This is a genomic window from Wolbachia endosymbiont of Drosophila barbarae (assembly GCF_044752445.1).
Lineage (GTDB): Bacteria > Pseudomonadota > Alphaproteobacteria > Rickettsiales > Anaplasmataceae > Wolbachia > Wolbachia pipientis.
This window is the reverse complement of the sequence record NZ_JBIXJM010000138.1, coordinates 137-3,840: the sequence shown is the minus strand read 5'-3', so window position 1 is coordinate 3,840 and position 3,704 is coordinate 137. Positions and strand designations below refer to the sequence as shown.

2 protein-coding genes and 1 pseudogene are annotated in these 3,704 nt (G+C 36.0%); 2 read left to right on the top strand and 1 reads right to left on the bottom strand.

Annotated elements, in window-relative coordinates; translation table 11 throughout:
- Window positions 1-835: pseudogene (locus ACIPNH_RS02270) on the bottom strand (Ulp1 family isopeptidase); the annotation flags it as partial.
- Window positions 836-978: 143 nt separating this feature from the next.
- Between ACIPNH_RS02270 and serS the strand changes: the two are divergent.
- Both serS and purD read left to right on the top strand, forming a co-directional pair.
- Window positions 979-2,256: a serine--tRNA ligase gene (serS, locus tag ACIPNH_RS02265; RefSeq protein WP_264724267.1), complete on the top strand. Its 1,278-nt coding sequence runs from the start codon at window positions 979-981 to the stop codon at window positions 2,254-2,256.
- Window positions 2,257-2,290: 34 nt separating this feature from the next.
- A complete protein-coding gene (purD, locus tag ACIPNH_RS02260; protein WP_400771476.1) occupies window positions 2,291-3,562 on the top strand; it encodes a phosphoribosylamine--glycine ligase in 1,272 nt (423 codons plus the stop codon).
- Window positions 3,563-3,704 lie beyond the last annotated feature (142 nt).

The following is a 3,704-nucleotide window of genomic DNA, read 5'->3' as shown; positions in this document are numbered from 1 at the left end:
CATCTTGTTGTTTAGCTTTTGAGTTTTTAATACTACTATTGTCTATTCCTAGAGTTTTCTGTAGCGCACTTGATACCTCTTCTGGTAATGGTTCACCAAATGAATCGCAATAATATGCTCTAAACTTTTTACTCTTTTCATCATGAGAAATAACCAATGTTACCCAATGATTGTTATTTAAGTTAAGAATTGAAGATAATACTAAATTGTTATCCCCTTTTACTTTATCTTTATATTCTTGCAATCGGTTCCCCAGAAAAGATGTAAGATTATCGAGGCAAGAAAAGAACACTCCTTTGGAAAATTCCCTGTGACCTTTTTTACGATATGGCATCCATCCATAGTAACTTTTTGCAATCTCTGCAATATCAAAATTACTTAACCAAAATTTATAATCTTCTTTTTTATTTGTCTTATATACAAAAGAATCCTTATTTTCTTTGCAGTCAAAAATACCACTATCCCTATCAGGAGTTTTCGGTCTTGCTTGCTTTTCTGGAGTCTTGCCTTGCAAATCTTGTAGTTCTGTATCTTTTTCTTCACTCTTTTCCCCCTTTGAAGCTCTTTTTCCATTAATATAGTTCTTCGCTAAGTAAAATAAAGGTTCAACAACCATTTTGTATGCTACTGTAAGAACTACTCCCATTATAATCCAAATCACAGGATGAGAAATTAGCATAGCAAGTGGAAAGGTCAATAGAGGGGATCCTATTACCGCCCCTAAACAGCCAGCAGCGAATGTGGCTGCTAGGCATACACAAGTAGCGTAGATAACGAATTCCTCACCAGCAAAGTCAGTGCTCTCTTTCTGATTATTTTTTGTAATACCCAACATACTACACCCTATGAACGCTAAGTTAATTAAATTGTAACAAATTCTAACAAAAAAATCAACCATAATAATTTTAGTAGTATGAGAATATATTGAATATTAAGAGCTTTTGGAGTACAGTAACAATGTTAGTAATAGCACAATATATGCACGATATAGAATATATACGTAAGAACTTTGAAGAATTTGAGAAGGTAATGAAAAGCAGGGGGATAAGAGAGTTTACTGCAAAAGAGATATTAGAAATTGATCACGAGAAAAGGTCATTAACCACTAAATTGCAAGATTTAAATAGGCAGCGCAATGAAATCACAGAGGAAATAAAAAAGCTTAAAATGAGCAAGAGCCCCTGTGAAGAGCAAATAGAGTTGTCAAAAAGCATCACAAATGAGATAGAGGCAATCAGCTTAAAAGAACAAGCAGAAAAGGATAAGTTAGTGAATGTTTTATCTAACTTGCCGAATATTCCTGCGCAAGATGTGCCAATAGGCGCAGATGAGAACTCTAATTTAGAGGTGAGAAGATATGGAGGAAAAAGACAGTTTGATTTTGTACCAGAATCTCATTATGAACTCGGAGAAAAATTAGGTTTAATGGACTTCGAACAAGCGGCGAGAATTTCCGGATCAAGATTTACGATATTAAAAGGACAGTTAGCTAAGCTTGGACGAGCGCTAATAAATTTTATGCTTGAAATGCATGTTAATGAATTTGGCTATACTGAGGTGTACCACCCGGCTTTGGTGAAAAACGAGGCTATGTATAATGTTGGTCAGCTACCGAAATTTTCTGACGATTCGTATTTAACTACCGACGAATTGAGGTTGATTCCCACAAGTGAAGTGTTTTTAACAAATTTAGTTGCTGACAAAATAATGGAAGAAAAAGAACTGCCTATTCGCTTTACTGCATATTCGGAGTGCTTTCGTAAAGAAGCAGGTAGTGCAGGTCGCGATACCAGGGGCATGATAAGGCAACACCAATTTGGTAAAGTGGAGTTGGTAAGCATCACAACTGAAGACCAATCAAATGATGAGCTTGAGGGTATGACGAGTGTTGCTGAAGAGATATTAAAAAAATTAGAATTGCCATACAGAGTAATGCTGCTTTGCAGTGGCGATATGGGTTTTGCTGCACAAAGGACTTATGACATAGAGGTATGGTTACCTGGGCAAAATAAATATAGAGAAATATCAAGCTGCTCAAATTGTGGTGCATTTCAAGCAAGAAGGATGAACGCTAAATACTCTTCAGAAACTGATAAAAAGATGAAAAAATATATTCACACTTTAAACGGCTCAGCTTTAGCTATAGGAAGAACGATTATTGCCATAATGGAAAATTATCAAAATTCTGACGGGTCGATTGCAATACCAAACGTGTTGCAAAAATACATGAGTAATGATACTGTTATAAGCAAATAATAATTTTGACATATAGAAAAGCGAGGAAATAAAGATGAAGGTTCTGGTTATAGGTTCTGGTGGGCGTGAGCACGCTCTACTTTGGGTTCTAAAAAAATCTCCTATCTTGACTGAGTTATATGTAACTCCTGGTCGCCAAGCTATGAAAGATCTTGGGGCTCTTGTGGATGTAAATATTCAAAATTCAGTGGATGTTACACAATTTTGCAAGAGAGAAAATATAGAGTTGGTTGTTATTGGTCCAGAACAACCAATAATTGATGGGCTTGCTGATGATTTAGTTGCAGAGGGAATAAATGTTTTTGCTTCAAGTCAAGCAACTGCAAAACTTGAGGGATCGAAGTCTTTCACCAAGGGACTATGTAAACGATATGGTATACCAACTGCCAAGTACGAGTGTTTTGTTGATGAAGGGTTAGCTAAAGATTTTGTACGTAGCAATAAAATAAAGTTTCCACTTGTAGTGAAAGCAAATGGAATTGCAGCAGGAAAAGGGGTGGTTATATGTAATACAGAAAGCGAAGCTTTTTCAGCAATAAATTCAATGCTAGTGGAGAAAAAATTTGGTGAATCAGGTGAAGAAATAATCATAGAAGAGTTTTTAGTTGGAGAAGAAGTAAGTTTTTTTGCTCTTATTGATGGGTTGAAAGTAGTAACTCTTGGGTGTGCAAAAGATTATAAGAGAGTTGATGAAAGTAATGAAAGCCAAAATACTGGAGGTATGGGGTCGTACTCATCACCTTCAATTATAAGTAAGGACATGGAGCAAAAAATTATCCAAAAAATAATATACCCTACAGCTCAAGCATTGGTTAACATGGGTACGTCTTATAAAGGAGTACTCTTTGCTGGTTTAATGATTTGCAAAGATAGCCCAAAACTTCTCGAGTATAACGTTAGATTCGGTGATCCAGAAACGCAATCTATATTACCTAGATTTGATTCAAATTGCGATTTGTTAAAATTGATGTTGTCAGTTGCAGAAGGAAAGTTAAATGTCAAAATGGTGGAACTTAACAACAAATCTACAGTTTGTGTAGTTGTTGCAAGTAAAGGCTATCCGGGTGATTATCAAAAGGGAGAAGTAATTAAAGGATTAGATAAGATTGAAAGCATTCCTGGTGTGTTGGTGTTTCATGCTGGTACTAAATTCGATGAAAGTGGTAACTTAGTTTCCGATGGCGGAAGAGTGCTAAATATAGTAGCAGAAGGGAGCACTATAGAGGAAGCCAAAAGTAAGGTGTACTCAGCATTAAATTTTTTAGAATGGCCAGGGGGCTTCTTCAGATACGATATCGGTAGTTAATGTTAGCTGTCGGTTAGCAGGTGGTTCACAGAAACGAAAAACTTCCTTGACAAACTCCGCCAGCCCCCTTATCATGAAACTGAAGCTATTGTATTTGCTTTCGCCAATCTGCAGATTAAAAGGTAAGGATTACTTAATGTAT

What these genes read in the sequence shown, in the direction of transcription:
- serS (WP_264724267.1), top strand. Translation starts at nt 979, where the DNA reads ATGCACGATATAGAATATATACGTAAGAACTTTGAAGAATTTGAGAAG.
- purD (WP_400771476.1), top strand. Translation starts at nt 2,291, where the DNA reads ATGAAGGTTCTGGTTATAGGTTCTGGTGGGCGTGAGCACGCTCTACTT.